At 40.0% G+C, this 27,000-nt stretch carries 28 protein-coding genes; 24 read left to right on the top strand and 4 right to left on the bottom strand.

The window, feature by feature from the left end; all coding sequences use genetic code 11:
• The 23 genes from truB (at position 1) to QM843_RS07810 (ending at position 21,754) form a co-directional block, all read left to right on the top strand.
• Positions 1-879 (top strand): tRNA pseudouridine(55) synthase TruB, encoded by an 879-nt coding sequence (gene truB / locus QM843_RS07920; protein ID WP_414304729.1) that lies wholly within the window; start codon positions 1-3, stop codon positions 877-879.
• A gap of 111 nt (positions 880-990) precedes the next feature.
• A complete protein-coding gene (gene udk / locus QM843_RS07915; RefSeq protein WP_001181376.1) occupies positions 991-1,629 on the top strand; it encodes a uridine kinase in 639 nt (212 codons plus the stop codon).
• Between the two features lie 127 nt (positions 1,630-1,756).
• On the top strand, positions 1,757-3,097 hold the full coding sequence (gene xseA / locus QM843_RS07910) for an exodeoxyribonuclease VII large subunit (RefSeq protein WP_414304730.1): 1,341 nt from the start codon (positions 1,757-1,759) through the stop codon (positions 3,095-3,097).
• Complete coding sequence (locus QM843_RS07905) at positions 3,075-3,287, top strand: exodeoxyribonuclease VII small subunit (RefSeq protein ID WP_000043226.1); 213 nt, start codon at positions 3,075-3,077, stop codon at positions 3,285-3,287. Before xseA ends, QM843_RS07905 begins: the two co-directional genes overlap by 23 nt.
• Entirely contained in the window at positions 3,284-4,159 is an 876-nt protein-coding gene (locus tag QM843_RS07900) for a polyprenyl synthetase family protein (protein ID WP_414304731.1), read from the top strand. The genes QM843_RS07905 and QM843_RS07900 overlap by 4 nt, the downstream gene beginning before the upstream one ends.
• Positions 4,152-4,967 carry a TlyA family RNA methyltransferase gene (locus tag QM843_RS07895; RefSeq protein WP_414304732.1) on the top strand — a complete coding sequence of 272 codons (816 nt, stop codon included), beginning with the start codon at positions 4,152-4,154 and terminating at the stop codon, positions 4,965-4,967. Before QM843_RS07900 ends, QM843_RS07895 begins: the two co-directional genes overlap by 8 nt.
• Positions 4,960-5,391, top strand: a complete 432-nt coding sequence (locus QM843_RS07890) for an arginine repressor (protein WP_049499393.1) — start codon at positions 4,960-4,962, stop codon at positions 5,389-5,391. The genes QM843_RS07895 and QM843_RS07890 overlap by 8 nt, the downstream gene beginning before the upstream one ends.
• Before the next feature lie 6 nt (positions 5,392-5,397).
• Entirely contained in the window at positions 5,398-7,065 is a 1,668-nt protein-coding gene (recN, locus tag QM843_RS07885; protein ID WP_078238630.1) for a DNA repair protein RecN, read from the top strand.
• 1 nt (position 7,066) lies between these two features.
• A complete protein-coding gene (locus QM843_RS07880; protein WP_414304733.1) occupies positions 7,067-7,795 on the top strand; it encodes a metallophosphoesterase family protein in 729 nt (242 codons plus the stop codon).
• A gap of 78 nt (positions 7,796-7,873) precedes the next feature.
• Positions 7,874-9,697: a translation elongation factor 4 gene (gene lepA / locus QM843_RS07875; protein ID WP_001047210.1), complete on the top strand. Its 1,824-nt coding sequence runs from the start codon at positions 7,874-7,876 to the stop codon at positions 9,695-9,697.
• 262 nt (positions 9,698-9,959) lie between these two features.
• A complete protein-coding gene (locus QM843_RS07870; RefSeq protein WP_000521972.1) occupies positions 9,960-10,436 on the top strand; it encodes a PTS sugar transporter subunit IIA in 477 nt (158 codons plus the stop codon).
• Between the two features lie 38 nt (positions 10,437-10,474).
• Positions 10,475-10,780 (top strand): PTS sugar transporter subunit IIB, encoded by a 306-nt coding sequence (locus tag QM843_RS07865; RefSeq protein ID WP_000590547.1) that lies wholly within the window; start codon positions 10,475-10,477, stop codon positions 10,778-10,780.
• Positions 10,781-10,827: 47 nt separating this feature from the next.
• Positions 10,828-12,303 (top strand): PTS galactitol transporter subunit IIC, encoded by a 1,476-nt coding sequence (locus QM843_RS07860; protein ID WP_414304734.1) that lies wholly within the window; start codon positions 10,828-10,830, stop codon positions 12,301-12,303.
• A 98-nt stretch (positions 12,304-12,401) separates the two neighbouring features.
• Entirely contained in the window at positions 12,402-13,298 is an 897-nt protein-coding gene (locus QM843_RS07855) for an aldose 1-epimerase family protein (RefSeq protein WP_261062418.1), read from the top strand.
• A 285-nt stretch (positions 13,299-13,583) separates the two neighbouring features.
• Positions 13,584-14,009 carry a galactose-6-phosphate isomerase subunit LacA gene (lacA, locus tag QM843_RS07850; protein ID WP_000029277.1) on the top strand — a complete coding sequence of 142 codons (426 nt, stop codon included), beginning with the start codon at positions 13,584-13,586 and terminating at the stop codon, positions 14,007-14,009.
• A gap of 148 nt (positions 14,010-14,157) precedes the next feature.
• On the top strand, positions 14,158-14,673 hold the full coding sequence (gene lacB, locus QM843_RS07845; RefSeq protein WP_001216906.1) for a galactose-6-phosphate isomerase subunit LacB: 516 nt from the start codon (positions 14,158-14,160) through the stop codon (positions 14,671-14,673).
• Between the two features lie 10 nt (positions 14,674-14,683).
• Positions 14,684-15,613, top strand: coding sequence for a tagatose-6-phosphate kinase (locus QM843_RS07840; protein WP_023948153.1), 930 nt, complete (start codon positions 14,684-14,686; stop codon positions 15,611-15,613).
• Position 15,614: 1 nt separating this feature from the next.
• Positions 15,615-16,595 (top strand): tagatose-bisphosphate aldolase, encoded by a 981-nt coding sequence (gene lacD, locus QM843_RS07835; RefSeq protein WP_414304735.1) that lies wholly within the window; start codon positions 15,615-15,617, stop codon positions 16,593-16,595.
• 234 nt (positions 16,596-16,829) lie between these two features.
• Positions 16,830-17,666 carry a PRD domain-containing protein gene (locus tag QM843_RS07830; protein WP_414304736.1) on the top strand — a complete coding sequence of 279 codons (837 nt, stop codon included), beginning with the start codon at positions 16,830-16,832 and terminating at the stop codon, positions 17,664-17,666.
• 34 nt (positions 17,667-17,700) lie between these two features.
• Positions 17,701-18,018: a PTS lactose/cellobiose transporter subunit IIA gene (locus QM843_RS07825; protein WP_001078320.1), complete on the top strand. Its 318-nt coding sequence runs from the start codon at positions 17,701-17,703 to the stop codon at positions 18,016-18,018.
• Entirely contained in the window at positions 18,018-19,709 is a 1,692-nt protein-coding gene (locus QM843_RS07820) for a lactose-specific PTS transporter subunit EIIC (protein ID WP_414304737.1), read from the top strand. The genes QM843_RS07825 and QM843_RS07820 overlap by 1 nt, the downstream gene beginning before the upstream one ends.
• A gap of 338 nt (positions 19,710-20,047) precedes the next feature.
• On the top strand, positions 20,048-21,454 hold the full coding sequence (gene lacG / locus QM843_RS07815; RefSeq protein ID WP_261184585.1) for a 6-phospho-beta-galactosidase: 1,407 nt from the start codon (positions 20,048-20,050) through the stop codon (positions 21,452-21,454).
• A 42-nt stretch (positions 21,455-21,496) separates the two neighbouring features.
• A complete protein-coding gene (locus tag QM843_RS07810) occupies positions 21,497-21,754 on the top strand; it encodes a DUF3884 family protein (RefSeq protein WP_024056886.1) in 258 nt (85 codons plus the stop codon).
• A gap of 104 nt (positions 21,755-21,858) precedes the next feature.
• Here QM843_RS07810 and QM843_RS07805 read toward each other — a convergent pair whose 3' ends face one another.
• The 4 genes from QM843_RS07805 to nrdH form a co-directional block, all read right to left on the bottom strand.
• Positions 21,859-22,626: a DeoR/GlpR family DNA-binding transcription regulator gene (locus QM843_RS07805; protein ID WP_000917573.1), complete on the bottom strand. Its 768-nt coding sequence runs from the start codon at positions 22,624-22,626 to the stop codon at positions 21,859-21,861.
• Between the two features lie 142 nt (positions 22,627-22,768).
• Positions 22,769-23,731, bottom strand: a complete 963-nt coding sequence (gene nrdF, locus QM843_RS07800; RefSeq protein ID WP_000451386.1) for a class 1b ribonucleoside-diphosphate reductase subunit beta — start codon at positions 23,729-23,731, stop codon at positions 22,769-22,771.
• Positions 23,732-23,923: 192 nt separating this feature from the next.
• Positions 23,924-26,083 (bottom strand): class 1b ribonucleoside-diphosphate reductase subunit alpha, encoded by a 2,160-nt coding sequence (nrdE, locus tag QM843_RS07795; protein ID WP_414304738.1) that lies wholly within the window; start codon positions 26,081-26,083, stop codon positions 23,924-23,926.
• A gap of 80 nt (positions 26,084-26,163) precedes the next feature.
• Positions 26,164-26,382, bottom strand: a complete 219-nt coding sequence (nrdH, locus tag QM843_RS07790; protein ID WP_000259240.1) for a glutaredoxin-like protein NrdH — start codon at positions 26,380-26,382, stop codon at positions 26,164-26,166.
• A gap of 350 nt (positions 26,383-26,732) precedes the next feature.
• On the opposite strand from nrdH, the gene QM843_RS07785 reads away from it, so the two are divergent.
• On the top strand, positions 26,733-26,996 hold the full coding sequence (locus tag QM843_RS07785) for a phosphocarrier protein HPr (protein ID WP_000146947.1): 264 nt from the start codon (positions 26,733-26,735) through the stop codon (positions 26,994-26,996).
• Positions 26,997-27,000: the final 4 nt, after the last annotated feature.

Here is a 27,000-nt window from a genome sequence, read left to right as displayed (position 1 = left end):
ATGAACGGTATTATCAACTTAAAAAAAGAAGCGGGGATGACTTCGCATGATGCGGTTTTTAAACTGCGTAAGATTTTGGGAACCAAGAAAATTGGTCATGGTGGGACCTTGGATCCAGATGTGGTGGGTGTTTTGCCCATCGCGGTTGGTAAGGCGACACGCATGGTTGAGTTTATGCAGGATGAGGGCAAGGTCTATGAGGGGGAGATTACTCTCGGTTATTCCACGACAACTGAGGATGCCAGTGGGGAAGTGGTCGCAGAAACACCAGTTTTATCGCCCTTGGATGAAAAGCTTGTCGCTGAAGCAATCGCTAGTTTGACTGGGTCTATTACTCAGATTCCTCCTATGTATTCGGCTGTCAAGGTTAATGGTCGTAAGCTCTATGAGTATGCGCGTGCTGGTCAGGAAGTGGAGCGTCCAGAACGTCAGGTAACTATTTATAGCTTTGAGCGGACAAGTCCGATTTCTTATGAGGGTGAACTTGCACGATTCACTTTTCGTGTAAAATGCAGTAAGGGGACTTATATCCGAACCTTGTCAGTTGATTTGGGAGAGAATCTTGGATACGCTGCCCATATGTCACATTTAACACGGACTAGTGCAGCTGGTTTGCAACTAGAAGATGCTCTTACCTTGGAAGAAATTGCTGTAAAAGTGGGGGCTGGCCAATTGGACTTTCTCCATCCTCTAGAGATTGGGACTGGGGACCTTGTCAAAGTTTTTCTAAGTTCAGAAGAGGCTACAGAAGTGCGCTTTGGTCGTTTTATCGAGCTCGCCCAAACAGACCAAGAATTAGCTGCCTTTGAGGGAGATAAATTGCTAGCTATTTTAGAAAAAAGGGACAATCTCTACAAGCCAAGGAAGGTTTTTAGCTAGTCTAACTGGGTGTAGGGATTGGAAATGTTTCCCTAAGACTATGCAAATCAGACTATAAATTTCCCAAAAATTATGATAGAATAGACGACGGATAAAAAAACGGAGGATAGCATGCAAAATAGACCAATCATTATCGGAGTGACAGGTGGTTCTGGTGGAGGTAAGACCAGTGTTTCAAGAGCCATTTTATCGCATTTCCCTGATGAAAAGATTTCCATGATTGAGCATGATTCATACTACAAGGATCAGTCTCATTTGACCTTTGAAGAGCGTGTCAAAACCAACTATGACCATCCTTTTGCTTTTGATACAGACTTGATGATTGAGCAGATTAAGGAATTGTTGGCAGGGCGTCCAGTGGATATTCCGACTTATGACTATACAGAGCATACACGAAGCAGCAAGACCTATCGTCAGGAGCCTCAAGATGTCTTTATCGTTGAGGGGATTTTGGTCTTAGAGGACAAGCGCCTGCGCGATTTGATGGATATCAAGATTTTTGTGGATACGGATGATGATGTGCGCATTATTCGTCGGATCAAGCGTGATATGGAAGAGCGTGGCCGTAGTCTTGATAGCGTTATTGACCAGTACTTAGGCGTGGTTAAACCAATGTACCATCAGTTTATCGAACCAACCAAGCGTTATGCTGATATCGTCATTCCTGAAGGGGTTAGCAATACCGTTGCTATTGACCTTTTGACGACCAAGATTGCAAAGATTTTGGAAGAAGCTCGAAACAGCAAATAATCAGATGTGGAGGCCTTGCCTCCTTTTTCTATTTTTCCCTTATAATGGTACATAAATGAAGATTTTTAGGCATAATTTTGGTATAATAATACCCATGAAAGAGCAAGGAAATGAATAGTAGGTGGAGATGGAAAAGTATTTATCGGTAACAACTTTGACCAAATATCTGAAAATGAAATTCGATAAAGACCCTTACTTGGAACGGGTCTATTTAACTGGTCAAGTTTCCAACTTTCGTAAACGACCTACTCACCAATACTTCTCCCTAAAGGATGATCATGCAGTCATTCAAGCGACCATCTGGTCTGGGATTTATCAGAAATTAGGCTTTGATCTGGAAGAAGGAATGAAGATCAATGTGATTGGGCGTGTACAGGTCTATGAACCAAGTGGTAGCTACTCCATCATCATTGAAAAGGCAGAGCCTGATGGGGTTGGGGCGCTTGCGATTCAGTTTGAACAACTCAAGAAAAAATTGACGGAAGAAGGTCTGTTTCAAGAACGCTTCAAGCAACCTCTTCCTCAATTTTCTAAGAGAATTGGTGTGGTGACCAGTCGTAGTGGAGCTGTTATTCGAGATATTATCACGACCGTCAGCAGGCGCTTTCCAGGTGTGGACATTCTTCTCTATCCGACCAAGGTACAAGGTGATGGAGCAGCAGAAGAAATTGCTCGAAATATCGCGCGTGCCAATCAACGGGACGATTTGGACTTGCTGATTATTGGTCGTGGAGGGGGTTCTATCGAGGATCTCTGGGCCTTTAACGAAGAAATTGTGGTACGAGCTATTTTTGAATCTCGTTTGCCAGTTATCTCTAGTGTGGGGCATGAGACAGATGTAACCTTGGCGGATTTTGTGGCAGATAGACGGGCTGCAACGCCAACAGCTGCAGCTGAACTAGCAACACCTGTGACCAAGTTGGATGTATTGGCTCATTTACAAAATCAAGAAAAACGGATGGCGACAGCAGTCCGAAATGTCCTATCTAAGAAACAAGAAGCTTTGAAAAAATGCAGTCAGTCAGTCATCTTTAGACAGCCAGAGCGTTTGTATGATGGTTATTTGCAACGCTTGGATCAGCTGCAACTGCGCTTAAAACAAAGTTTGCGAACACGGATTTCTGACAGCAACCAACTAGTCCAAGCAAGGACGCATCGACTGGTACAATTATCACCTGTTACCAAAATTCAACGTTATCAAGACCGTCTAGCTCAGTTGGACAAGCTCCTCCGTAGCAAAATGGCGCTGGTTTACGACGCCAAGATTGCTGAGGTGAAACGACTTTCGGAAGCCTTGCTGATGTTGGATACCAGTCGAATCGTGGCGCGTGGTTATGCTATTGTCAAAAAAGAAGAGTCCGTTGTAGATTCGGTTGAGAATTTAAAGATAACAGACCAAGTGACGCTTTTGATGCGAGATGGTCAAGTAGAATTAGAGGTTAAAGATGTCAAAACAAAAGAAATTTGAGGAAAATCTAGCAGAACTGGAGACCATTGTCCAAAGTTTGGAAAATGGTGAAATTGCTCTGGAAGATGCGATTGCTGCCTTTCAAAAGGGTATGGTCTTGTCAAAAGAGCTCCAAGCGACGCTGGACAAGGCTGAAAAGACCTTAGTTAAGGTCATGCAAGAAGATGGAACAGAAAGTGATTTTGAATGAAAAAGCAAGAAAAATTAGCTCTTGTCGAGTCAGCCTTGGAAGATTTTTATGGAGACCAGCAGTTTGCCTCTAGTTTGCGAGAGTCTGTTCTCTATTCCATTCATGCTGGTGGCAAGCGTATTCGACCCTTTCTCTTGTTAGAAGTTCTGGAAGCCTTACAAGTTACCATCAAACCTGCTCACGCGCAGGTGGCTGCAGCATTAGAAATGATTCATACAGGTAGTTTGATTCACGATGATCTTCCAGCTATGGATGATGATGATTACCGTCGGGGACGCTTGACCAATCACAAGAAATTCGGTGAAGCTATGGCCATTTTGGCTGGAGATGCTTTATTCCTAGATTCTTATGCCTTGATAGCGCAGGCAGATTTGCCAAGTCAGATCAAGGTGGACTTGATTGCTAACTTATCCCTAGCTTCAGGAAGTCTGGGCATGGTGGCAGGGCAGGTTTTGGACATGGAGGGTGAACACCAGCATTTGTCTTTGGAAGAACTCCAGACTATTCATGCTAATAAGACTGGAAAACTACTAGCCTATCCCTTCCAAGCAGCTGCTATTATAGCCGAATTGGCTCCTGAGATGCAGGCAAAGTTGAAAACTATTGGGGAATTGATTGGGCTTGCTTTTCAAGTTCGAGATGATGTATTGGATGTGACAGCTAGTTTTGAGGAAATTGGCAAGACACCACAAAAGGACCTACAGGCAGAAAAATCAACCTATCCAGCCTTGTTGGGCTTGGAAGAGTCTATTGCCTTTTGTAACCAAACTCTGGATCAAGCTAATGCCAAATTAGAAGAAATTGCCCAGCAGGTTCCCTTTGAGATAGAATCGATTGTAAAAGTAGTAGAAAGTTTGAGAATCAATGGCTAAGGAAAGAGTGGATGTACTAGCTTATAAACAGGGCTTGTTTGAAACGAGAGAGCAGGCCAAGCGTGGTGTAATGGCTGGCCTAGTCGTAGCAGTTCTGAATGGAGAACGTTTTGATAAACCAGGAGAGAAAATTCCCGATGACACTGAGCTGAAACTCAAAGGTGAAAAACTCAAGTATGTCAGCCGTGGTGGCTTGAAATTGGAAAAGGCCTTGCAGGTCTTTGATTTGTCAGTGGATGGCACGACCACGATTGATATCGGGGCTTCTACTGGAGGTTTTACCGATGTCATGTTGCAAAATGGTGCCGAGTTGGTCTTTGCAGTCGATGTTGGTACCAATCAGTTGGCTTGGAAATTACGCCAAGACCCAAGGGTTATCAGCATGGAGCAGTTCAATTTCCGCTATGCAGAGAAGACTGATTTCGAAAAGGAACCGAGCTTTGCCAGTATTGATGTGAGTTTCATTTCCCTCAGTCTGATCCTTCCGGCCTTGCACCGAGTATTAGCTGATCAAGGTCAGGCCGTGGCTTTGGTTAAGCCCCAGTTTGAGGCAGGACGTGAGCAGATTGGAAAAAATGGAATTATTCGAGATGCCAAGGTCCATCAACATGTCCTTGAATCTGTCACAACCATGGCAGTAGAGGAAGGCTTTTCAGTCCTTGGTTTGGACTTTTCTCCCATCCAAGGTGGTCATGGCAATATTGAATTTTTAGCGTATTTGAAAAAAGAAGAGTCAGCAAGCAATCAAGTTCTTGCTGAGATTGAAGAAGTAGTAGAGAGGGCGCATAGTCAATTTAAAAATGAATAAAAAAGAGAGACTTGAAAAAATTAGACGATTTGTGACAGATTATCAAATCGGTACACAAGAAGAAATCGTAGAACATTTGAAAGAGGCAGGCATTACTGCCACTCAGGCAACGGTATCCCGAGATATCAAAGAACTGGGGATTGTCAAAATTCCTTTGAGAGACAATACCTATGTCTATGAATTGCCAAAATCAATCGTAAAAAGTTTGCAACTGGCTGAAGACAATATTGAGTCAGCTGAATTAATGGACAAGATGATTAATCTCCAAGTTATCCCAGGAAATACAGCTTTTGTAAAAGCTCAGTTAATTGAGACTTTTGCTGACAAGATTTTTAGCTGTTTAGCTGACGATAGCTCGATTTTAGTCATTGCCAGAAGTGAAAATCTAGCTGAGGAAATCTTTGAACAAGTAAAAAATTGGTAGGTCTATATGTTACTTGAAATTTCGATAAAAAACTTTGCCATTATTGAGGCTATTTCCCTCAATTTTGAAAAGGGGATGACTGTCTTGACTGGTGAAACGGGTGCAGGGAAGTCGATTATCATTGATGCCATGAATATGATGTTGGGGGCTCGTGCGACGACAGATGTTATTCGTCATGGTGCGCCAAAGGCAGAGATTGAGGGGCTTTTCTCAGTTGAGAATAGCCGCCTTTTACAGGAAATTTTTGATGAGCAAGGTTTGGAAATGGGTGATGAAATTATCATCCGTCGAGAAATCTTGCAAAATGGTCGTAGTATTAGTCGTGTCAATGGCCAGATGGTTAATCTGTCTGTTTTGCGTGCTATTGGGCAACATCTGGTAGATATTCATGGTCAGCATGACCAAGAGGAGTTAATGCGTCCTCAACTTCATATTCAAATGTTGGATGAATTTGGCGATGCAGCTTTTTGGGACCTAAAAGAAACCTATCAGACGAGTTTTGATGCCTACCGTAAAATGCGTAAGCAGGTTTTGGAAGTCAAGAAAAACCAACAAGAACATAAGGCACGTATCGAAATGTTGGAATTTCAAATGGCAGAAATTGAGGCGGCTAATTTGCAAGCAGGGGAAGACTTGGCTCTCAACCGAGAACGAGAGAAACTCCTAAACCATAAAAATATTGCGGATACGCTGACCAATGCCTACAGCATGTTGGACAATGAAGACTTTTCAAGTCTGGCCAATGTTCGTTCGGCCATGAATGACATGGAAAGTGTCGAAGAGTATGACCCTGAATACCGTGAAATTTCAAGCTCTCTGTCTGAGACCTACTATGTCTTAGAAGACATTAGCAAACGTCTGGAAGCTATCATTGAGGACCTTGATTTTGACGGCAATCGTCTTATGCAGGTTGAGAATCGTTTGGACCTCCTTCATACCATTACGCGTAAATATGGTGGGACTGTAGACGATGTCTTGCTTTATTTCGCCAAGATTACGGAAGAATACAATCTCTTGACAGGAAATAACCTTTCATCTGAGGATATGGAAACCGAACTCAAGAAATTGGAAGTTAATCTTGTCGACTTGGCAGGCCAGCTTGCATCTGCTCGTCATGACTTAGCTCAGCAGCTAGAAGCAGAGATTAAACAAGAGCTTCAAGATCTTTATATGGAAAAAGCCCAGTTTCAGGTTCGTTTTAGCAAGGGCAAATTCAGTCGTGAGGGCAATGAAATGGTCGAGTTTTACATTTCAACCAACCCTGGCGAAGACTTTAAACCCTTGGTTAAGGTTGCATCTGGTGGGGAATTATCTCGTCTCATGCTAGCTATTAAGTCTGCCTTTTCTCGTAAAGAAGGCAAGACCAGCATTGTCTTTGATGAGGTGGATACAGGAGTTTCAGGTCGTGTAGCTCAAGCCATCGCACAGAAGATTCACAAGATTGGCCAACATGGTCAGGTTCTAGCTATCTCCCACTTGCCACAAGTGATTGCGATTGCAGATTATCAATTCTTTATTGAGAAGATTAGTAATGAGCATTCAACGGTTTCGACTGTTCGTCTTTTGACGGTTGAAGAGCGAGTGGAGGAAGTTGCCAAGATGTTGGCAGGTGATGATGTGACGGAAGCAGCCCTGACGCAAGCCAGAGAATTGTTGAGAAACAGGGAGAAATAAGATGACAGACTATTATGTAATTGGAGATGTTCACGGAAAAGCTGGGATGCTGGAAGACCTTCTCAAAACATGGGATGGTCAGACCCAGTTGCTCTTTCTAGGGGATTTGATTGACCGTGGTGAAGATAGTCGCCGTGTTCTAGTGATGGTTAAGGACTTAGTGGACAATCAAGGGGCTATCTGTTTATCAGGAAACCACGAGTATATGTTTTTAACTTGGCTCGATAACCCAGAAGAAAGTTATGACCATTATCGTCGAAATGGTGGAGATACAACCATTAACTCTATCCTAGGTCGTCCCTTGGATGCACCGGTTGATGGAGTAGAAGATGCCAAGCGTGTTGCTACTGAAGCAGCAGACTTGGTCGAATTTATTCGTCAAATGCCATTTGTGGTAGAGACAGACAAGTATATCTTTGTGCACGCAGGTATTGATTTGACCTTAGACGACTGGCATGAAACCACAGATTACAAGAAAGTCTGGCTCAGAAAACCATTCCATGAAGCAGAAAATCATACTGGAAAAATCATTGTCTTTGGTCACACACCTGTTTATGGTTTGTTGAACCAAGAACGTGGTACAGCAGAGCTTTGGACTACAGAAGATGGCAAGATTGGAATGGATGGAGGAGCTGTTTATGGTGGTGTCCTTCATGGAATCGTCTTTACAGACCAAGGGATGACAGAACATCACTTTATCGAGAATGACGGCTTTGTCGCTGAAGATTAGTACTCCTAGCAGGGTATGGTCTTGTCAAAATGTCAAAAACAATTTATAATAAATAGATACCCTGAAAGGAAGAGAATCATGAACTTAGAAGAATTGAAAAAACGACAGGAGAAGATCCGTAACTTCTCTATTATCGCCCATATTGACCATGGGAAATCAACTCTAGCAGACCGCATTTTAGAAAAAACAGAGACGGTTTCAAGTCGTGAAATGCAGGCCCAGCTTTTGGATAGCATGGATTTAGAGCGGGAACGTGGGATTACCATTAAGTTGAATGCCATCGAGCTGAATTACACGGCAAAAGATGGCGAGACTTATATTTTCCACTTGATTGACACGCCAGGACACGTAGACTTTACCTATGAAGTTTCACGTTCGCTCGCTGCCTGTGAGGGAGCGATTTTGGTGGTCGATGCTGCCCAAGGAATTGAGGCTCAAACTCTTGCCAATGTTTATCTGGCCTTGGACAATGATTTGGAAATCATGCCTGTCATTAATAAAATTGACCTGCCGGCTGCAGATCCAGAGCGCGTGCGTACAGAGATTGAAGATGTCATTGGTTTGGATGCCAGCGAAGCAGTTTTGGCTTCTGCTAAGGCTGGTATTGGTATCGAAGAAATTCTAGAGCAAATCGTAGAAAAAGTGCCAGCGCCAACAGGTGATGTGACGGCACCACTTAAGGCCTTGATTTTCGACTCTGTTTATGATGCTTACCGTGGAGTTATTCTTCAAGTGCGTGTCATGGATGGGGTGGTTAAACCTGGCGATAAGATTCAGCTCATGAGCAATGGCAAGACTTTTGATGTTACGGAAGTCGGTATCTTTACACCCAAGGCAGTTGGTCGTGATTTCCTTGCGACTGGTGACGTTGGTTATATTGCGGCTTCTATCAAGACGGTTCAGGACACTCGTGTGGGTGATACCGTTACCTTGGCAACCAATCCTGCGACTGAGCCATTACATGGTTACAAGCAGATGAACCCTATGGTCTTTGCGGGTCTCTATCCTATCGAGTCAAACAAGTACAATGACTTACGTGAAGCTCTTGAAAAATTGCAGCTGAATGATGCTAGTCTCCAATTTGAACCAGAAACATCACAGGCACTTGGATTTGGTTTCCGTTGTGGTTTCCTTGGACTTCTCCATATGGATGTTATCCAAGAACGTTTGGAACGTGAGTTTAACATCGACCTCATCATGACAGCTCCGTCTGTTATCTATAAGGTTAATTTGACTGACGGTGAGTCTATGGATGTGTCCAACCCGTCTGAATTCCCAGATCCAACTAAGATTGCGACCATTGAGGAGCCATATGTTAAGGCGCAAATCATGGTACCACAGGAGTTTGTTGGAGCAGTGATGGAATTAGCTCAGCGTAAGCGTGGGGACTTTGTGACTATGGACTATATCGATGATAACCGTGTCAATGTTATCTATCAAATTCCACTGGCTGAAATCGTCTTTGATTTCTTTGATAAGCTTAAGTCTTCGACACGTGGTTATGCAAGCTTTGACTACGAATTGTCAGAGTATCGCCCATCTAAACTTGTGAAAATGGATATCCTTTTGAATGGTGATAAAGTCGATGCCCTTAGCTTTATCGTTCACAAGGATTTTGCCTACGAACGTGGGAAACTCATCGTTGATAAGCTCAAGAAAATTATTCCTCGTCAACAATTTGAAGTTCCAATCCAAGCGGCTATTGGACACAAGATTGTGGCTCGTACGGATATCAAGGCCCTTCGTAAGAACGTACTTGCTAAATGTTATGGTGGTGACGTTTCTCGTAAACGCAAACTCCTTGAAAAACAAAAAGCTGGTAAGAAACGTATGAAAGCTATCGGATCAGTAGAAGTCCCACAAGAAGCCTTTCTTAGCGTCTTGAGCATGGATGAAGAATAAGTTATCATAATTGTTTTTCTTGTTCATAGGAAATTTACATAAGAATCAATAGTAAAACAGGCTTAAATAGGCCTGTTTTTTTGCATTTATAATAGGATTAAATCGTTTAAAGTGTTTGTTTTAAACGTTTGTTTTGATTGTAAAGATAAAAAATAAACAAAATAATCAAAAAAGGGACAAAAAACAACAAAAAATATTGACAACGATTTCATATAGTGTTATACTTATAGCATAAAGTTAATGGAAAGAAGGGAAAAACCTTATGGGATTAGATCATTTCTTTGACAAAAACCTTGTGTTTTGCTTAGAAGCGGATAATCAAGAACATCTCTTTGATCAGGTTGCAACTTTATTGGAAGAACGGGAAATCGTAACTCCAACCTATCGTGAAGCCTTGATCACACGTGAAAAGTCATTTCCAACTGGCTTAGATATGGAATTTTTAGGTAAGGATTTGCCAAATGTGGCTATTCCTCACACAGATATTGTTCATAATCTAGCTGAAAAAGTTGTGGTCGTTCGATTAGATAAACCAGTGACTTTCCACAATATGATTGCACCAGATAAGGAAGTAGAAGTATCTTTACTCTTCTTTATCATTAATAACTCAAGTTCAAGTCAAACAAACATTCTTGCTCAGTTGATGGACTTCTTTACTGGAAATGGTCATCTTGAAGACCTTTCAAAAATTTCTGAGCCAGAAGCCCTCTATGCTTATATAGCTGAAGCAATTGCTTAATCTTGTCTATTAAAAATATTAAATCGGAGGAAATCCATATGATTAAAATTCTTGCTGCCTGTGGTGCAGGTGTTAACTCAAGCCACCAAATTAAAAGTGCTCTTGAAGAAGAACTTTCAAACCGCGGTTTTGATGTTCACTGTGATGCAGTCATGGTAAAAGACGTTAACGAAGATCTTATCAAAGGTTATGACATTTTTACACCAATTGCTGCAACAGATCTTGGTTTTGACCCAGGTATTCCAGTTATCGAAGCTGGACCAATCTTATTCCGTATCCCAGCAATGAGTGCTCCAGTATTTGATAATATTGAAGCAGCTATCAAAGAACACGGGTTAAGCTAATTTTAATTTGTTAACATTCATATAACTATAAAAAGGGAGGAACTATTATGGATGTCATTATCGAACTAGCCAATAAGCTGTTCAAACCTATCTTGGATATGGGTGGGCCAATCATCATGCTGATCATTTTGACAGTATTGGCTCTACTTTTTGGAGTGAAATTCTCCAAAGCACTTGAAGGTGGTATCAAACTTGCCATCGCTCTTACTGGTATCGGTGCTATCATCGGTATGCTGAATGGTGCTTTCTCAGCATCACTTGCAAAATTCGTTGAAAATACTGGTATTCAATTGAACATCACTGACGTTGGTTGGGCACCACTTGCTACAATCACTTGGGGATCTGCTTGGACACTTTACTTCTTGCTCATCATGTTGATTGTCAACGTAGTGATGCTTGCTATGAAGAAAACTGATACACTTGACGTTGATATCTTCGATATCTGGCACTTGTCTATCACAGGTCTTTTGATTAAATGGTATGCAGACAACAACGGTGTAAGCCAAGGGGTTTCACTCTTCATCGCCACTGCAGCAGTTGTCCTTGTAGGTGTTCTTAAAATCATCAACTCTGATTTGATGAAACCTACATTTGATGACCTTCTTAACGCACCAAGTTCATCACCAATGACTTCAACTCACATGAACTACATGATGAACCCAGTTATCATGGTTTTGGATAAGATTTTTGAAAAATTCTTCCCAGGTCTTGATAAATATGACTTTGATGCTGCTAAATTGAACAAGAAAATCGGTTTCTGGGGATCTAAATTCTTCATCGGTTTCATCCTTGGTATCGTTATCGGTTTGATGGGTACTCCACATCCAGTTGAAGGACTTAAAGATGCTGCAAACTGGCAAGAAGTTATCAAAGGTTGGTTGTCTCTTGGTTTGACAGCCGGTGTGTCTTTGGAACTCTTCTCACTTATCGGTTCATGGTTCATCGCGGCCGTAGAACCACTTTCACAAGGTATTACAAACGTTGCTACTAAACGTTTGGAAGGACGTAAGTTTAATATCGGTCTTGACTGGCCATTCATCGCTGGTCGTGCTGAAATCTGGGCTTGTGCCAACGTACTTGCACCAATCATGTTGATTGAAGCTGTGCTTCTTTCAAAAGTCGGAAATGGTATTTTGCCACTTGCAGGTATCATCGCTATGGGTGTTACTCCAGCTCTCTTGGTTGTAACTCGTGGTAAATTACTCCGTATGATTATCTTCGGAACACTCTTGTTGCCACTCTTCCTTCTTTCAGGTACACTTATCGCACCATTTGCGACAGAACTTGCTAAAGGTGTAGGTGCCTTCCCAGAAGGTGTGAGCCAAACTCAATTGATTACTCACTCAACTCTTGAAGGACCAATCGAAAAACTTCTTGGTTGGACAATTGGTAACACTACAACTGGTGATATCAAAGCAATCCTTGGTGCTGTAGTCTTCCTTGTATTCTATATCGGTATCTTTGCATGGTACAGAAAACAAATGATCAAACGTAACGAAGAGTACGCAGCAAAAGCAAAATAATGCGCTCCTATAAAATGTAAATTGTTGAAACTAGGTTGTCATACCATTAGGAGTGACAACCTAGTTTTTTATAAACTATCAAGAAATCGGAGAAAATAATGGTAATTGAATTAAAATCAGAACAATTAAGAGTTGAATTTAACAGTTTTGGTGGGGCTCTTTCTTCTATAAAAGATGCCGAGGGAGTTGAGTATTTGTGGCAAGGAGATGTTACTTATTGGAGTGGACAAGCTCCTGTTCTCTTCCCAATTTGTGGTTCATTGAGAGAGGATACAGCACTTTATATAGATGATAATGGACAAGAAATCAAAGGAAAGATTCCTCGTCATGGTTTGGTTCGTAAGAAAGAATTTGAATTAGTTGAACAGACAGATAATAGTGTAACTTTTGCAATTGAAGACGATGAGAATAGCTATCAGAACTACCCTTATCATTTCCGCTTAGAAATCACTTATATCCTTACTGGAAAGACAGTGCGGACTCAATACAAAATATTTAATAAAGAAATTAGCAAGGTCATGCCTTACTTTATTGGTGGACATCCAGGATTTAATTGTCCTCTGCTTGATGATGAAGTCTATGAAGATTATTATCTAGAGTTTGAAAAAGAAGAGACTTGCTCTGTTCCACGTCCTTTCCCAGAAACAGGTATGCTTGATTTTCAAGATAGAAGTCCATGGCTAGAAGGTCAAAAAGAATTAGACCTCAGCTATGATCTTTTCAGCACTGATGCAGTCACCTTAGATGAATTGCAATCTAGAACAATTGCCCTTCGTTCTCGTAAACATGATAAGGGATTGAAAGTGCACTTTGCAGAGTTTCCAAATCTCATTATCTGGTCAACTTTGAATAAAGGTCCTTTCATTGCTTTTGAACCCTGGTCTGGCTTGTCAACATCCCTTGAAGAAGGAGATCATCTAGAAGATAAGAAGAATGTTCGTCTCCTAGAACCTGGTCAAGTGGATCAAATTGGTTTTGATATCGAAATTTTTTAATTAAAAAAACACAAAAACAAACATTAATTGTTGACTTTTTTAAGAAATAGGAGTATATTATGTTTGTAAGCAACAAATGATGTTTGTCACAAACAAACAATCACTTGTTATATTCTCTTTCGTAGAGAAAGATTATTTCTAGGAAACTGATTTCCTAAACTTGAATAAGGTGTCATTCATCTCATTCAATCCAATTTGTCAATAAACTGCTAGAAAACTTTTTGTAGGTAAACTGCTAACCATAAAAGTTTTTACTAGCCTAGAAAAATAAAAGGAGTATACAATATGTCTATTGTTATCGGTGCAGATGCTGCAGGTTTGAGATTGAAAGAAGTTGTGAAAGACTTCTTGGAAAAAGAAAACTTCCACGTTGTGGATGTTACAGCTGAAGGTCAAGACTTTGTTGATGTGACTCTTGCTGTTGCTGCAGAAGTAAACAAAGAAGAACAAAACCTTGGTATCGTGATTGATGCTTATGGAGCTGGTCCATTTATGGTCGCAACTAAGATCAAAGGAATGGTTGCTGCAGAAGTATCTGACGAACGTTCAGCTTATATGACTCGTGGTCACAACAACTCACGTATGATCACTATGGGTGCACAACTTGTTGGTGATGAATTGGCTAAAAACATCGCTAAAGGATTTGTTAACGGTAAATACGATGGTGGACGTCACCAAATCAGGGTCGATATGTTGAACAAAATGTGCTAATACGCTTCAAAAATCAAGATAATCTGTCGTCAGCTCACTTTAGCTAACCTCAGTTATGCTCGCAGCTCGCTTCCTAAGCTAATCTTGATTTTTCTTGAGTAAGGATAAATGATATTAGATTTATATAATTAATCGGAGGGAATAACTAATGAGAATTGCAATTGGATGTGATCACATCGTAACAGATGAAAAAATGGCGGTTTCAGAATTTTTGAAATCAAAAGGATATGAAGTCATTGACTTTGGTACTTATGACCATACACGTACTCACTACCCAATCTTTGGTAAAAAAGTAGGGGAAGCTGTAACTAGTGGTCAAGCTGATCTTGGAGTATGTATATGTGGTACTGGTGTTGGTATCAACAACGCTGTAAATAAAGTTCCAGGTATCCGTTCTGCCTTGGTTCGTGATATGACAACAGCCCTTTATGCTAAAGAACAATTGAATGCCAATGTTATCGGTTTTGGTGGTAAGATTACTGGAGAATTGCTCATGTGTGATATCATTGAAGCTTTCATCCATGCTGAATACAAACCATCTGAAGAAAACAAAAAATTGATTGCGAAAATTGAACACCTTGAAAGTCACAATGCTCAACAAACAGACGCAAACTTCTTCACTGAATTCCTTGAAAAATGGGATCGCGGAGAATACCACGACTAAGAGGTGACATATGATTTTAACAGTCACAATGAACCCATCCATTGATATTTCCTATCCCTTGGATGAGTTGAAGATTGATACTGTCAATCGTGTGGTGGATGTAACCAAAACGGCTGGTGGTAAGGGACTCAATGTTACCCGAGTACTTTCAGAATTTGGGGATTCTGTTCTTGCTACTGGTTTAGTGGGTGGCAAACTTGGTGAGTTTTTGGTTGAAAATATCGATGATCAAGTAAAGAAAGATTTCTTCTCAATTCAGGGAGAAACTCGTAACTGTATCGCTATTCTTCATGGAGATAATCAAACAGAAGTTCTTGAAAAAGGACCTGAAGTTCTTGAAAAAGAAGGTCAAGACTTTTTGGATCATTTCAAAAAACTCTTGGACTCAGTTGAAGTAGTAGCCATCTCAGGTAGTCTGCCAGCTGGTCTTCCAGTTGATTACTATGCGAGCTTGGTAGAACTTGCTAATCAAGCTGGCAAGCCTGTTGTCTTGGACTGCTCTGGTGCAGCACTTCAGGAGGTTCTTGAATCACCACATAAACCAACAGTCATCAAACCAAATAATGAGGAATTATCTCAGCTTCTTGGAAGAGAAGTTTCTGAGGATTTGGATGAATTAAAAGAAGTACTTCAAGAACCTTTGTTTGCAGGTATTGAATGGATTATCGTTTCACTTGGTGCCAACGGTGCCTTTGCCAAACATGGTGACACTTTCTACAAGGTAGATATTCCTAGAATTCAGGTAGTAAATCCTGTTGGATCTGGAGACTCTACTGTGGCAGGAATTTCTTCAGGACTTCTTCACAAAGAATCGGATGCAGAATTACTCATCAAGGCAAATGTCCTTGGTATGCTCAATGCTCAAGAAAAAATGACTGGTCATGTCAACATGGCCAACTATCAAGCTCTATATGATCAATTAATAGTAAAAGAGGTATAAAATGGCTTTAACAGAACAAAAACGTGCACGCTTAGAAAAACTTTCTGATGAAAATGGTATCATCTCAGCTCTTGCATTTGACCAACGTGGTGCGTTGAAACGCCTCATGGCTCAACACCAAACAGAAGAACCGACAGTGGCTCAAATGGAAGTACTTAAAGTTTTGGTAGCGGATGAATTGACTAAATACGCTTCATCTATGCTTCTTGATCCTGAATATGGACTTCCAGCAACTAAAGCTCTTGATGAAAAAGCTGGTCTTCTCCTTGCTTATGAAAAAACAGGTTATGACACAACAAGCACAAAACGCTTGCCAGACTGCTTGGATGTTTGGTCTGCAAAACGTATTAAAGAAGAAGGTGCAGATGCAGTTAAATTCTTGCTTTACTATGATGTAGATAGCTCAGACGAACTCAACCAAGAAAAACAAGCTTACATCGAACGTATCGGTTCTGAATGTGTGGCTGAAGATATCCCATTCTTCCTTGAAATCCTTGCTTACGATGAAAAAATTGCTGACGCAGGTTCTGTAGAATACGCTAAAGTAAAACCACACAAAGTTATCGGCGCTATGAAAGTCTTCTCAGACCCACGCTTTAACATTGATGTCTTGAAAGTAGAAGTTCCTGTTAACATTAAATATGTTGAAGGCTTCGCTGAAGGTGAAGTAGTTTATACACGTGAAGAAGCAGCAGCCTTCTTCAAAGCTCAAGATGAAGCAACTAACTTGCCTTACATCTACTTGAGTGCTGGTGTATCAGCTAAACTTTTCCAAGATACTCTTGTATTTGCTCATGAATCAGGTGCAAACTTTAACGGAGTTCTTTGTGGCCGTGCTACATGGGCTGGATCAGTTGAAGCATACATCAAAGATGGTGAAGCAGCAGCTCGCGAATGGCTTCGCACAACTGGTTTTGAAAACATTGATGAGCTCAATAAAGTTCTTCAAACAACAGCGACTTCATGGAAAGAACGCGTGTAAGCAAGTCCTCCTAGGTTAGGAACATGAATCTAAAAAAATTTTAAAAAAAGTTTTATGTAAAGGTTTACAAAATAACTTACTTGTGCTATACTTAAATCACAAGTTAATACAAGGTGAGTGTTACTAAGTAATATTAGGCATGATCACAGGTGAATTAGAAATCGGCTGATTTTCTAGTTCATTTGTGGTCATTTTTTGTACTAATATACCTTTAAGATATAAAAGGAGATTGACATGTATCGAATTCTAAATCCAATAAATCATAATGTCTCGCTTGTCAGAAACGATAAAGGAGAAGAAGTGATTGTGATTGGTAAGGGGATTGCATTTGGAAAGAAGAAGGGAGATTTGATTTCTGAACATCAGGTTGAGAAAATCTTTCGGATGAAGACAGAAGAGTCCAGGGAAAACTTTATGGCTCTTCTCAAAGATGTTCCGCTTGATTTTATCACAGTGACCTATGAAATCATTGATAAGCTATCAAAGAAATATCATTATCCGATTCAAGAATATCTTTACGTAACCTTGACAGATCATATTTACTGTTCTTACCAAGCTCTAGCACAAGGAAGGTACAAGGATAGTAATCTGCCAGATATTTCTACCAAGTATCCTGTCGCTTTTCAAATTGCAAATGAGGCTTTTGGAATTTATCGTCAGAAGCTAGCAGATCATTTTCCTGAGGACGAAATTATTCGGATTGCTTATCATTTCATCAATGCTGAGGGTGAGAATGAAGTCCAAGTAGTTGAGTCGATTGATAAGAGGAAAGAAATTCTCAGGAATGTTGAAGAAGTGCTAAAGGACTATGCAATTCAACGAACCAAAGAGAATAATCATTTCTATGATCGCTTTATGATTCATTTGAATTATTTCCTGGATTATTTAGACCGCTCTAGAGATGATAACCAATCGCTTCTGGATATGGAAGACCATATCAAACAATCCTATCCCAGAGCGTTTGAGATTGGTTCTAAGATCTATGATGTGATTACGCAACATACGGGTCTTGATTTGTATAAGAGTGAACGAGTTTATCTAGTTCTACATATCCAACGTTTATTGTCATAAAATTTATTTAAAATTATATAAGGAGAATTCTATCATGAATAGAGAAGAAGTAACATTGTTAGGTTTTGAAATCGTAGCTTATGCTGGCGATGCTCGTTCAAAACTATTGGAAGCCTTGAAAGCTGCTGAAGCTGGCGATTTTGCGAAAGCAGATAGCTTAGTCGAGGAAGCTGGTAGCTGTATCGCAGAGGCTCACCACGCGCAAACAAGTCTATTGGCTAAGGAAGCTTCAGGTGAGGACTTAGCCTATAGTGTAACCATGATGCATGGCCAAGACCACTTGATGACAACTATCTTATTAAAAGATTTGATGCACCATTTAATTGAACTCTACAAGAGAGGAGTTAAGTAATGAATAAATTAATTGCATTTATCGAGAAAGGAAAGCCTTTCTTTGAGAAACTATCTCGTAATATCTACCTTCGTGCCATTCGTGATGGTTTCATTGCAGGTATGCCTGTTATTCTCTTCTCAAGTATCTTTATCTTGATTGCCTTTGTACCAAACTCATGGGGCTTTAAATGGTCTGATGAAGTTGTAGCCTTTCTGATGAAACCTTATAGCTATTCTATGGGTATTCTGGCTCTCTTGGTAGCTGGTACAACAGCTAAGTCATTGACTGACTCAGTAAACCGTAGCATGGAGAAAACCAATCAAATCAACTATATGTCAACACTGTTAGCAGCGATTGTTGGTTTGTTGATGTTGGCAGCTGATCCTATCGAAAATGGTCTAGCTACTGGATTCTTGGGAACAAAAGGTTTGCTTTCAGCCTTCCTTGCTGCCTTTGTTACTGTAGCCATCTATAAGGTTTGTGTTAAGAACAACGTCACTATTCGTATGCCTGACGAAGTTCCACCAAATATCTCACAAGTCTTTAAAGATGTGATTCCATTCACTCTATCAGTGGTTTCTCTTTATGCTCTTGATTTACTAGCTCGTCATTTTGTTGGTGCAAGCGTAGCTGAATCAATCGGTAAATTCTTCGCACCACTCTTCTCAGCAGCAGACGGATACCTTGGTATTACCATTATCTTTGGTGCCTTTGCCTTCTTCTGGTTTGTTGGTATCCATGGTCCATCTATCGTTGAGCCTGCTATCGCAGCTATTACCTATGCAAATGCCGAAGTCAACTTGAACCTTCTCCAGCAAGGTATGCACGCTGACAAGATTCTTACTTCTGGTACACAAATGTTTATCGTTACTATGGGTGGTACTGGTGCGACACTGGTTGTTCCATTCATGTTCATGTGGTTAACAAAATCTAAACGTAACCGTGCAATCGGTCGTGCTTCAGTAGTTCCAACTTTCTTTGGTGTAAATGAACCAATCTTGTTTGGTGCACCACTTGTTTTGAATCCAATCTTCTTCATTCCATTTATCTTTGCTCCTATCGCAAACGTTTGGATCTTTAAATTCTTCATTGAAACTCTTGGAATGAATTCATTTACTGCTAATCTACCATGGACAACCCCAGCTCCACTAGGTCTAGTTCTTGGTACGAACTTCCAAGTTCTATCATTCATTCTTGCTGCTCTTCTAATCGTGGTTGACGTAGTCATTTACTATCCATTCCTTAAAGTCTATGATGAACAAATTCTTGAAGAAGAACGTTCAGGTAAGTCTAATGATGAATTGAAAGAAAAAGTTGCTGCGAACTTCAACACTGCAAAAGCAGATGCTATTCTTGAGAAAGCGGGTGTAGAAGCAGCACAAAATAAAATTACTGAAGAAACAAATGTTCTTGTTCTCTGTGCAGGTGGAGGGACAAGTGGTCTCCTTACAAATGCTTTGAACAAGGCAGCAGCAGAATACAATGTTCCTGTGAAAGCAGCAGCAGGTGGCTATGGTGCTCACCGTGAAATGTTACCAGAGTTTGATCTAGTTATCCTTGCCCCTCAAGTTGCTTCAAACTTTGAAGACATGAAAGCAGAAACAGATAAGCTCGGTATTAAACTTGCCAAGACAGAAGGCGCTCAATACATCAAATTAACTCGTGATGGAAAAGGTGCTCTTGCATTCGTACAAGCTCAATTCGATTAACGATAGGGACTATAAAACAGTCTCCTATCGTTACGGAAATCGCTATGGCGAATTTCCTAATCGCCTTGTTAATTCGTTGGTAAAAAGATATCGTTTTTACCTCCTCATGTCACAATTCGATTAATAATAGGGACTCTGAAATAGTCTCCTATCGTTACGGAAATCGCTATGGCGAATTTCCTAATCGCCTTGTTAATTCGTCGGTAAAAAGATATCGTTTTTACCTCCTCATGTCACAATTCGGTGACTTGGTACAAGAAGTGAGATGGAGAAGGATGGCTCACTGACTCCTCTCCTCTCACTTTTACTTTATTTAAATCAAGAAATAGGTGAAAAAAATGACAAAAACATTACCAAAAGACTTTATTTTTGGTGGCGCAACAGCTGCCTATCAAGCAGAAGGTGCTACACATACTGATGGTAAAGGACCAGTAGCGTGGGATAAATATCTTGAAGATAACTACTGGTACACTGCAGAACCAGCCAGTGATTTTTACAATCGATACCCAGTTGACCTCAAGTTGGCAGAAGAGTATGGTGTCAATGGCATTCGAATTTCTATTGCTTGGTCACGTATTTTCCCAACAGGCTACGGTCAAGTAAATCAGAAAGGTGTTGAGTATTATCATAATCTATTTGCAGAGTGTCACAAACGTCATGTTGAGCCCTTTGTAACTCTTCATCACTTTGATACGCCAGAAGCTCTACATTCAAATGGAGACTTCTTAAACCGTGAAAATATTGAACACTTTATAGACTACGCGGCTTTCTGTTTTGAAGAATTCCCAGAAGTAAACTATTGGACAACCTTTAATGAAATTGGACCAATCGGTGATGGCCAATATTTAGTTGGGAAATTCCCTCCAGGTATTCAGTATGATCTTGCCAAAGTCTTCCAATCGCACCACAATATGATGGTGTCTCATGCGCGTGCAGTTAAGCTATATAAAGATAAAGGTTATAAAGGTGAAATTGGTGTTGTTCACGCACTGCCAACCAAGTATCCTTTAGATCCTAAAAATCAAGCAGATGTTCGTGCAGCTGAGTTGGAAGATATTATTCACAATAAATTTATCTTGGATGCAACTTATCTAGGTCGCTATTCAGCTGAAACGATGGAAGGTGTCAACCATATCTTATCAGTCAATGGTGGTAGCTTGGATCTTCGTGAAGAAGATTTTACAGCATTAGAAGCTGCAAAAGACTTGAACGACTTCCTTGGAATCAATTACTATATGAGTGACTGGATGGAAGCATTTGATGGAGAAACTGAAATTATCCATAATGGTAAGGGTGAGAAAGGAAGCTCTAAATACCAAATCAAAGGTGTTGGTCGTCGTGTAGCTCCGGATTATGTGCCACGTACAGACTGGGATTGGATTATCTATCCTCAAGGTTTGTATGATCAAATCATGCGAGTGAAGAAAGATTATCCTAACTACAAGAAGATTTACATCACTGAAAATGGACTTGGTTATAAAGATGAGTTTGTAGACAATACTGTTTATGATGATGGCCGTATTGATTATGTCAAACAACACTTAGAGGTCTTATCTGATGCGATTGCTGATGGTGCAAACGTCAAAGGATACTTCATCTGGTCATTGATGGACGTCTTCTCATGGTCAAACGGTTATGAAAAACGTTACGGTCTCTTCTATGTAGACTTTGAAACTCAAGAACGTTATCCTAAGAAATCAGCTCACTGGTACAAGAAAGTAGCAGAAACTCAAGTGATTGAGTAGTAGAATGAGTAATTAAATATAGAATTTTAGTGAGGAAAAAAGATGTTCAAAGATTTAATCCAATCTATTTATGAAAAAGTTTATATTATCAATTTCGAAAAATGCTCTCAAACACCGTGTTTGACGAATGAAGAATTGAAAAGTCTCGGAAAATGGTATGTCTCGACTGGTAAAGAATGGATTTGTCATTCAGATTATGAGCTGGAAGAATTTAAAAATCTGTTTTTAAATTTTATCAATCCTGAAGAATGGGATAATATCTCCTTTGATTCAGATTTTATGCCGTTTCAACAATCATAAAGAATCTAGGAAACTCTTTGTAAAAATCTTCATCAAAAAATGCGTCATATCAAGATTCTTATTTTCTTGATATGACGCATTTTATATTTTATCAATCCTCAGTTTTATGGTTTAGAAAGAATAATTTTTGTTTGTTTTGAAAGTTGTTCGAAGGTTTCTTTGCTCAGTTTAGAATCTGAAACGATGGTATCAATATCTGAGATATTGTAGAAGGTGTAAAAATCAAACTTATTGAACTTACTATTGTCAGCTAGTAAGTATTTTTTATTGGAATTATTGAGGGCGATGCGTTGGGATTCACCTTCTTCTTCACTAAAGGTCGCAATCGCATTGTCCTTGATACCATTACAGCTCACGAAAGCTTTAGAAAATTGTAGATTGGCCAAATTCTGTAAGGTTAGTGTTCCCACAAATGCTCCAGTGATAGAGCGATAGTTTCCACCGATTAAAATCAAATCTGTTAGTTTTCGTTCGTTTAGGATGAGAAAGACTGGTAAACTGTTTGTTACAACACGAATATTATCGATTGGAAGTTCACGGGCAAAAGATTCCAAGGTTGTACCTGGGCCGATAAAAATAGTTTCCCCTTCATCGATTAAATGGCCTGCAAAACGGCTAATTTCTTGTTTTTCTGCGATTTGTAAGCTTTGTTTTTCAATATTGGAACGTTCATTGTTTAAAATGGAACCTGTGCGAATTTTTTCAGCACCACCGTGCACACGAACAAGTAAATCCTTGTCAGCCAACTCTTGTAAATAGCGTCTAGCAGTCATATCTGACACATCCAGGCGAGTCATGATTTCTTTTACAGTAATAGTTCCCTTTGTATTTACCGTTTCTAGAATATTATCTAGTTTTTCCTGCTTTAGCATCGTTATCACCTCTATTTCTATTACTATTTTATCATAAAGTATTCAATCAATCAATTTAAAAAACAAAAGAAAACAAAAACAAAAATATCATGGTTGTTTTAAACAAACCATGATATTTGTTATCAATTCTGAAATTGTTGACTTAGTCTAAACCGTAGTTGTAGTCATCGTCTTGCATGGCTTCAACTTCACCAAGAAGGTAACCATTTCCGACTTGAGAGAAGAAGTCGTGGTTAGAAGTTCCTGTTGAAATACCGTTCATGACAATTGGGTTGACATCATCTGCTGAATCTGGGAAGAGTGGATCTTGTCCCAGGTTCATGAGTGCCTTGTTGGCATTGTAGCGAAGGAAGGTTTTGACTTCTTCCGTCCAACCAACACCGTCATAGAGACTTTCTGTGTAGCCTTCTTCATTCTCGTAAAGAGTATAGAGCAGGTCGTACATCCATTCTTTGAGCTTTTCTTGCTCTTCTTCAGGTAATTCATTGAAACCGAGTTGGAATTTATAACCAATGTAGGTTCCGTGAACTGACTCATCACGAATAATTAATTTAATGATTTCAGCGACGTTGGCTAGTTTGTTGTTACCAAGATAGTAGAGGGGAGTGAAGAAACCAGAGTAGAAGAGGAAGGTTTCGAGGAAGACACTGGCAACTTTCTTTTCAAGTGGGCTACCGTTTAGGTAAATTTCGTTGACAATCTCAGCCTTCTTTTGTAGGTAAGGATTGGTATTGGTCCATTCGAAAATTTCTTCAATCTCAGCCTTTGTATTCAAGGTAGAAAAGATAGAAGAGTAAGATTTTGCGTGGACAGATTCCATAAATTGGATGTTATTGAAAACAGCTTCCTCATGTGGTGTACGGATGTCTGCTCGAAGGGCTTGAACCCCAGTTTCAGATTGCATAGTATCGAGAAGGGTTAAACCACCAAAGACTTTTCCAACCAAGTCTTTTTCTACATTTGATAGCTTTCTCCAGTCATCCAAGTCATTTGACAAGGGAATACGTGTATCGAGCCAGAATTGCTCCGTCAGCTTTTCCCAAGTTGATTTGTCGATGACATCTTCGATGGCATTCCAGTTAATGGCTTTGTAGTAAGTTTCCATTTGAAATCTCTTTCTGTGTTTAGTATTGCGAACTCACAATTATTTCTATTTTATCATAATTCTAGAAGAGTATCGCACAAAAAGTCGGAAGCCCGACTTTTTGCTATTTCATAGTATAGATGCTTATTCCAATTTAGTTTAGCAGGGTGAATAAATACTTATCTGAGAAAATGTAGTTTCCTCAAACAAAAATTAGATCACACAGCTTTCACATTGGTTGGCACCGACTTCTCCACCATCATCTGTAAAGGTACGGACGTAGTAGATAGACTTGATACCCTTGTTAAAGGCATAGTTACGAAGGATAGACAAGTCACGTGTCGTTTGTTTGTTTTCTTTCTTCCATTCGTAAAGACCTTTTGGAATGTCACTACGCATGAAGAGGGTGAGTGAAAGTCCTTGGTCCACGTGCTCAGTCGCAGCAGCGTAAACATCAATCACCTTACGCATATCCATGTCGTAGGCAGAAGTGTAGTAAGGAATGGTTTCTGTTGACAAACCAGCAGCAGGATAGTAGATTTTACCGATTTTCTTCTCTTGACGTTCTTCGATACGTTGCGTAATCGGGTGGATAGAAGCAGAAACGTCGTTGATGTAACTGATAGAACCATTTGGCGCTACAGCAAGGCGGTTTTGGTGGTAAAGACCATCTGCTTGAACCTTGTCGCGAAGTTCAGCCCAGTCAGCAGCACTTGGGATAAAGACATCTTTGAAGAGTTCTTTAACACGGTCTGATTTTGGAACAAACTCGCCAGTCACATACTTGTCAAAGTAGCTTCCGTTAGCATAGTCTGATTTTTCAAAGTTGTGGAAGGTGATGCCACGTTCACGCGCGATATTGTTTGATTCTACCAAGGTCCAGTAGTTCATAAGCATAAAGTAGATGCTTGTAAATTCAACAGACTCAGGCGATCCATATTCAATCAATTGTTGGGCAAGGTAGCTGTGAAGTCCCATTGCACCAAGACCAAAGGTATGAGCTTGGCTATTTCCGTGGTCGATGGTAGGAACAGCTACGATGTGTGAACTATCTGTAACGAAAGTAAGGGCACGAACCATAGCACGGATAGAACGACCAAAGTCAGGTGAAGTCATCATGTTGACTACGTTGGTTGAACCAAGGTTACATGAAACATCTGTTCCCATTTGAAGGAATTCTTGAGCATCGTTGATCAAGCTTGGTTCTTGGACTTGAAGAATCTCAGAACACAAGTTACTCATGATAATCTTACCATCAACAGGATTTGCACGGTTAGCCGTATCAATGTTGACTACATAAGGGTAACCAGACTCTTGTTGCAATTTGGAAATTTCCGTTTCCAAATCACGTGCTTTGATTTTTGTCTTGCGGATGTTTGGATTTGCGACCAATTCATCATATTTTTCAGTGATGTCGATGTAGTTGAATGGCACACCATACTCAAGCTCTACAGAGTATGGGCTGAAAAGGTACATTTCTTCATTTTTACGAGCCAATTCGTAGAATTTATCGGGTACTACAACACCAAGTGAAAGGGTCTTTACACGAACTTTTTCATCGGCGTTTTCTTTTTTAGTTGAAAGGAAGGCGATAATATCTGGGTGGAAGACGTTGAGGTAGACAACACCAGCACCTTGACGTTGACCCAATTGGTTTGAGTAAGAGAAGCTATCTTCGAAAAGTTTCATAACTGGAACGACCCCAGAAGCTGCTCCTTCATAGCCTTTGATAGGTGCACCAGCTTCACGAAGGTTGCTGAGGGTAATTCCCACACCACCACCGATACGTGAAAGTTGAAGAGCTGAGTTGATAGAACGTCCGATAGAGTTCATATCATCTGTTACCTGAATCAAGAAACAGGATACCAATTCACCACGACGAGCACGTCCAGCATTCAAGAAGGAAGGAGTAGCAGGTTGGTAGCGTTGGTGGATGATTTCATTGGCAATATCGATGGCAACAGCTTCATTGCCATCAGCGAAATAAAGGGCGTTAAAGAAGACACGGTCTTCCATGCTTTCAAGATAATATTCACCGTCATTAGTCTTTAAGGCATATTGATTGTAAAATTTATAGGCAGCCATGAAAGACTTGAATTGGAAGTTTTGTTCTTTAATAAATTGAGACAATTCTTCCAAGAATTCTGGACGGTATTTCTTGATAAAGGCTGTTTCGATATAGTTGTGTTCAATGAGGTAGTTGATTTTATCTTTGATTGAATCAAAAATCATAGTGTTTGGAACTACATTTTCTTTAAAGAAAGCATCCAAGGCTTCCTTATCTTTATGAAGCATGATTTGTCCATTAACAGGACGGTTGATTTCGTTATTGAGACGGAAGTAAGTCACGTCCTCAAGATGTTTTAATCCCATAAAATTTCCCTTATCTAATTACAAAAGAAAGGCTTCTAAGTTAGCCCTAGAAGCAGTTTCTTCTGGATGATGTACTAAGATTATGCTAATTGTTTCAGTTTTCCTGGTTGGAAACCTGAAAAGACTTCAGTTGGTGTTTGGATAACAGGAGCTGCGCTGAAACCGAGCTCTTTAACTTGATCGATGTACTCAGGTTGCTCATCAAGATTGATTTCACGATAAGCGACATTATTACTGTCCAAGAAACGTTTGGTCATTTTACATTGGACACAGTTGTTTTTAGAATAAACGGTTACCATTGTGTAACTCCTCTTTCAAAATAGATTACTTTCTTAGTATATCAGAAAATAAATTTTTGTCAATGATTTAAAACTAAATATAGTGGTCTATTTTTCTACTCAACCAAACAAAACACAATATGTAGTGTTTGTTTTGTAAAATAGTGATGATTATCCTAGAAGTAGTTTTTTGGAAAACTATATCCTGTGTTTTGTTATCTAGAATAGAAGATTTTCAGCAAGTTATCTGAAAGGAAATCGAATAAATCCCATAAAATGCTTGAAAAAAATCCTAGAAGATGATATAATACCAAATTGTAAGGGTTATCACATATAACTCAAAAAAGAAAGAACAAAAGGAGAGTCAAACTATGGCTTCTAAAGATTTCCACGTAGTGGCAGAAACAGGTATTCACGCACGTCCAGCAACATTGTTGGTACAAACTGCAAGCAAATTTGCTTCAGATATCACTCTTGAGTACAAAGGTAAATCAGTTAACCTTAAATCAATCATGGGTGTTATGAGTCTTGGTGTTGGCCAAGGTGCTGACGTAACTATCTCAGCTGAAGGTGCAGATGCAGATGATGCTATCGCTGCAATCTCAGAAACAATGGAAAAAGAAGGATTGGCATAAGGAA

The organism is Streptococcus mitis, assembly GCF_047463435.1.
GTDB classification, from domain to species: domain Bacteria; phylum Bacillota; class Bacilli; order Lactobacillales; family Streptococcaceae; genus Streptococcus; species Streptococcus mitis_DS.
This window is presented reverse-complemented; position numbering and strand designations above follow the sequence as displayed.